The sequence below is a fragment of the Xenorhabdus koppenhoeferi genome (assembly GCF_900116635.1).
GTDB lineage: Bacteria > Pseudomonadota > Gammaproteobacteria > Enterobacterales > Enterobacteriaceae > Xenorhabdus > Xenorhabdus koppenhoeferi.
The window spans coordinates 1-4,577 of the sequence record NZ_FPBJ01000069.1; the positions used below are offsets into that span (position 1 = coordinate 1).

Consider the following 4,577-nt stretch of genomic DNA (forward strand, 5'->3'; position numbering starts at 1 on the left):
GATTGCAGCAGTCAGGGTAGTTTTACCGTGGTCAACGTGGCCTATAGTACCAACGTTAACGTGCGGTTTTGAACGTTCAAACTTTTCTTTAGACATTAGGTTGTCCCTCTAAGACACGGAATCGGTGGTTACACCACATCAACCAAGCAATTGCTTGCGAGATATTTACAGGAAGAAAGCCAAGAGATAAGAACATATGAAGTGGTGCTGATAGGCAGATTCGAACTGCCGACCTCACCCTTACCAAGGGTGTGCTCTACCAACTGAGCTATATCAGCACATCTTGGAGCGGGCAGCGGGAATCGAACCCGCATCATCAGCTTGGAAGGCTGAGGTAATAGCCATTATACGATGCCCGCGTGAACTCGGCTACCTGACTTTAATCAGCTGTATCTTGCATCTCAAATGTTTTGTCTGGAGTATAACTCGAGTAGGACACGAACACTCAAGATGGAAACTAATTAATGGTGGTGGGGGAAGGATTCGAACCTTCGAAGTCTGTGACGGCAGATTTACAGTCTGCTCCCTTTGGCCGCTCGGGAACCCCACCTTTCCAAATTTTTAATGGTGCCGACACCAAGAGTCGAACTCGGGACCTACTGATTACAAGTCAGTTGCTCTACCAACTGAGCTATGCCGGCATCAAGTGCTGCGCATTTTAGGTAGAGTTAGCCCCCGATGCAACAAAAAAATTGTTTTTTTTATTCTTTAGCTCACAAAACAATCGCTTTTGATGATATCGATTATTTTCTCAATAGTTTCAGTTCAAATAATCGGCAAAAAACTTTGCAGCAAAGAAAGCAACAAATGTATTTACTGATCATTTTTGGCAAATTATTTGCGTCACCCAATTCTTTTTTTGAAAAAAATAAAAAAATACTGCCAAAAAACAGTCACGGAACTCGAACATTTTTTAGGATTTTGTATTTACCATCAAAAAAATCACTAAAATTATAAAAAATTCTACGCCTGAGATAATGCAACCGATATGATGAGATTTATTTTTTGTCGGATACGGGTGTTTTCAACAACCTGTCCAACCTGCATAGACAGGCAGATGTTGGCTTATGAATAACAAAGAATCTTTTTTGACAACTCCATATTTACAATTTGATCGTGAGCAATGGGCAACATTGCGTGACTCAGTACCTTTAACATTAACAGAAGAAGAGGTGGCTGCTTTAAAAGGGATTAATGAAGAAATCTCAATAGATGAAGTAGTAGAGATTTATCTTCCATTATCACGCCTGCTTAATTTTTATATTAGTTCCAATTTACGGCGACAAGCTGTTCTTGAGCAGTTTTTAGGAACAGATGAACAAAAAGTCCCTTACGTAATTGGTATCGCAGGCAGTGTCGCAGTTGGAAAAAGCACTACCGCACGCTTATTACAAGCATTATTAAGCCGCTGGCCTGAACATCGCCGTGTTAAGTTAGTCACTACAGACGGCTTCTTGCACTCTAATAGTGTGTTAAATGAACGTGGTTTAATGAAAAAAAAGGGATTTCCTGAATCCTATGATATGCATAACCTAGTGAAATTCGTTGCTGATATAAAGTCAGGAAGTGAAAAGGTCAGTGCGCCAGTATATTCTCATCTGAGCTATGATATTGTTCCCAATGAACAAGTTATTATTGAAAGGCCTGACATTCTGATCTTAGAAGGCTTAAACGTTCTACAAAGTGGCATGGATTATCCACACGAACCCCACCATGTATTTGTTTCTGATTTTGTTGATTTTTCCATTTATGTTGATGCATCAGATGAATTACTCGAACAATGGTATATCAGCCGTTTCCTTAAATTTCGGCAAGGTGCTTTTTCCGATCCGGACTCTTATTTTCACGACTATTCTAAGCTGACTACAGAAGAAGCGATAAAAATCGCATCAAATATTTGGCGGGAAATTAATGGATTAAACTTACAACAAAATATTTTACCAACTAGAGAACGTGCTAGCTTGATTATGACAAAAGGAACCAATCATTCGATTGAAAGCGTCAGGCTAAGGAAATAAAATAAACAGCCGGAAACATTTCCGGCTTTCCCCTTCAACACCCCCTCAAAGAAATTTCACCACCTATATAAGATGTAATAACATCATTAATATCAAGCAATAGTGCCCCTTGTTGATCAATGCCACGGGCAACACCAAAAATTTCCTGTTCGCCAATAATTAGTTTCACAGGACGATTAATAAAATTATCCAATTTTATCCATCGATGGATAAAAGAAGATAACCCTTCTTTTTCAAATTGGAGCAGTGCTTCTTTTAGCTCAACAATGATTTCCGAAATCAATTTGTTCCGCTCAACCACCATTCCCGCCTGCTGTAAATTAGTCCACCGCTGGTTAATTAATTTTTGTTGTTCACTACTCATCGAGATATTCATACCTATCCCAATAACAATATGAGCTGCATCTCCCGTTCTTCCGGTTAATTCAACTAATATTCCCGCTAATTTTTTATCATCTAAATATAGATCATTTGGCCATTTTACTTTTACTCTTTCGGCTCCCTGACGGTTAAGAACTTCTGCGATGACTATTCCAACTACCAGACTTAAACCAATTGCAGCCGATGGCCCTTGTTCTAATCGCCAATACATCGACAAATATAAATTTCGGCCAAACGCAGAAACCCACCGCCTACCACGACGTCCCCTACCTGCATACTGATATTCTGCAACACAAGAGTCGCCTGAATTCAGTTTGGCTAATTTCTCCAACAAATATTGATTTGTAGAATCAATAACAGGTATAACTTCAAGATGAGCATTTGGAAGATAATTATCAATGATTTCTTTATCAAGAAGATTCATAGGAGCAGGAAAACGATATCCTTTACCTGGAAGTGTTAAAATTTCTACTCCCCATTCACGGATAGTCTGTATATGTTTATTGATTCCTGCGCGACTCATGCCCAATTCTTGGCCAAGTTGCTGTCCTGAATGAGTCTCACCATCAGACAATATTTTAATTAATTTTAACGGAATACTAATATCTTTCATGAAATACACTCCACTGCGTCTATCTCCCCATTACTACCAATGAAGCGAACCTCGGGTTCTAAGAAGATATTAAATTTTTCCGCTACCCTGTTCCGCACATAAGCAGCCAAAGTAATAATATCTTTCCCCGTTGCATTTCCTTTATTAATTAGTACCAATGCTTGCTGCGTATGCACTGCAGCATCACCAATAGAATAGCCTTTCAAGTTACATTGATCGATTAGCCAACCCGCAGCAGTTTTTACGCTATTTTCATTATGGTGATATTGGGGGCAATTTGGATACTGAGATTTAATTTTTTGTGCTAACCCGACGGATATGATTGGGTTTTTGAAGAAACTTCCTGCATTTCCCATTATTGCAGGATCTGGTAATTTACTCTGGCGCATTTCACACACAGAATAAAATATTTGTTCTGGTGTAACATCTTCTCGTGAGAATTGAGCTAAACTACCATAAGTCAATATTGGTTCCCACGCTTTATTCAAATTCAGTCCCACAGCTGTAATAGCATAACCATCCTTATATTGATGTTTGAAAATGCTGTCTCTGTATGCAAATTCACACTCATTTTTCATAAGGCGAATAGAGTTACCTGTTTTCAATTCAATAAAATCGACATACTCACAGACATGCTTAAACTCAATCCCATATGCCCCGATATTTTGAATAGGGGCAGAGCCTACATTTCCAGGTATTAAAGCTAAATTTTCCAAGCCATAAACCTGTTGCTTGAGTAAATAGGTGATCAGCTCATGCCAATTTTCACCTGCACCAACGTGTATATGCCATGCTGTGTCCGATTCTTGTATATTGATACCAAGAATACGATTTAGAATCACAGTACCTTTAAAATTTTCAGTGAATAGGACATTACTTCCTCCTCCCAGCAATAAAATAGGTTGGTCTTTACCCTGTGCTTTTTGCCATAAAGATAAGAGTGATTCAATAGTGGTTGCTGTGGCGATATGATCAGCACAAGCTGAAATGCCAAATGTGTTGAACGCTTTTAGTTCAGTAGGTTGACGGGCAGACATTCACTTCAAGCTCAATAGATAATTTAGTCGTAGTCTATCAGACTCTACATTTGAAAGATAAGACCACAGTCAACCAATATTTTTATCTTCTTGAAAATATTAAATAATTAGAAATGCAAAAGGCCACTCAAATGAGTGGCCTTTTGACTATATTAAAGCTTGGCAGTTTCCTACTCTCACATGGGGAGACCCCACACTACCATCGGCGCTACGGCGTTTCACTACTGAGTTCGGCATGGGGTCAGGTGGGACCGCCGCGTTATTGCCGCCAAGCAAGTTCTGTTTTATTTGCCGAACATGTTGTTCATGGTGCTGATACCCAGATTCGAACTGGGGGCCTCACCCTTACCAAGGGTGTGCTCTACCAACTGAGCCATATCAGCAAATGCTAAGATAAAAAGTGCTGCCAAATGGGCAACACTTATAAATTAGATGTCTGGCAGTGCCCTACTCTCGCATGGGGAGACCCCACACTACCATCGGCGCGACGGCGTTTCACTGCTGAGTTCGGCATGGGGTCAGGTGGGA

At 39.9% G+C, this 4,577-nt stretch carries 5 protein-coding genes, 5 tRNA genes and 2 rRNA genes; 2 read left to right on the forward strand and 10 right to left on the reverse strand.

The features are described 5' to 3' along the window. The 5 genes from BM329_RS13910 to BM329_RS13930 all read right to left on the reverse strand — a co-directional run. Window positions 1-96: GTP-binding protein (locus BM329_RS13910; protein WP_004249126.1), on the reverse strand; the 96-nt coding region annotated here is incomplete at its 3' end. 106 nt (window positions 97-202) lie between these two features. Next, a tRNA-Thr gene (locus BM329_RS13915) sits at window positions 203-278 on the reverse strand. Window positions 279-284: 6 nt separating this feature from the next. Further along, window positions 285-359 (reverse strand) — tRNA-Gly (locus BM329_RS13920). Window positions 360-465: 106 nt separating this feature from the next. After that, window positions 466-550: transfer RNA gene (locus BM329_RS13925), tRNA-Tyr, on the reverse strand. Window positions 551-565: 15 nt separating this feature from the next. Continuing rightward, a tRNA-Thr gene (locus BM329_RS13930) sits at window positions 566-641 on the reverse strand. 37 nt (window positions 642-678) lie between these two features. Here BM329_RS13930 and BM329_RS13935 point away from each other — a divergent pair. Then, the gene (locus tag BM329_RS13935) at window positions 679-957 is read left to right on the forward strand and encodes a hypothetical protein (RefSeq protein ID WP_092554361.1); all 279 of its coding nucleotides are present in this window, start codon (window positions 679-681) and stop codon (window positions 955-957) included. Window positions 958-1,067: 110 nt separating this feature from the next. Continuing rightward, window positions 1,068-2,018 carry a type I pantothenate kinase gene (gene coaA / locus BM329_RS13940; protein WP_092554364.1) on the forward strand — a complete coding sequence of 317 codons (951 nt, stop codon included), beginning with the start codon at window positions 1,068-1,070 and terminating at the stop codon, window positions 2,016-2,018. Between the two features lie 34 nt (window positions 2,019-2,052). Here coaA and birA read toward each other — a convergent pair whose 3' ends face one another. The 5 genes from birA to rrf (BM329_RS13965) form a co-directional block, all read right to left on the reverse strand. Further along, window positions 2,053-3,012: a bifunctional biotin--[acetyl-CoA-carboxylase] ligase/biotin operon repressor BirA gene (gene birA, locus BM329_RS13945; RefSeq protein ID WP_092554367.1), complete on the reverse strand. Its 960-nt coding sequence runs from the start codon at window positions 3,010-3,012 to the stop codon at window positions 2,053-2,055. Beyond that, on the reverse strand, window positions 3,009-4,049 hold the full coding sequence (gene murB / locus BM329_RS13950) for a UDP-N-acetylmuramate dehydrogenase (protein WP_092554370.1): 1,041 nt from the start codon (window positions 4,047-4,049) through the stop codon (window positions 3,009-3,011). Before murB ends, birA begins: the two co-directional genes overlap by 4 nt. A 157-nt stretch (window positions 4,050-4,206) precedes the next feature. After that, window positions 4,207-4,322: ribosomal RNA gene (gene rrf / locus BM329_RS13955) — 5S ribosomal RNA — on the reverse strand. Window positions 4,323-4,356: 34 nt separating this feature from the next. Further along, window positions 4,357-4,432 (reverse strand) — tRNA-Thr (locus BM329_RS13960). Between the two features lie 51 nt (window positions 4,433-4,483). Further along, window positions 4,484-4,577 (reverse strand): 5S ribosomal RNA (gene rrf / locus BM329_RS13965); the annotation flags it as partial.

Bases quoted from the DNA above. Each gene is read 5' to 3' on its own strand.
- BM329_RS13935 (WP_092554361.1), top strand. From the start codon at position 679: ATGCAACAAAAAAATTGTTTTTTTTATTCTTTAGCTCACAAAACAATC.
- coaA (WP_092554364.1), top strand. From the start codon at position 1,068: ATGAATAACAAAGAATCTTTTTTGACAACTCCATATTTACAATTTGAT.
- birA (WP_092554367.1), bottom strand. From the start codon at position 3,012: ATGAAAGATATTAGTATTCCGTTAAAATTAATTAAAATATTGTCTGAT.
- murB (WP_092554370.1), bottom strand. From the start codon at position 4,049: ATGTCTGCCCGTCAACCTACTGAACTAAAAGCGTTCAACACATTTGGC.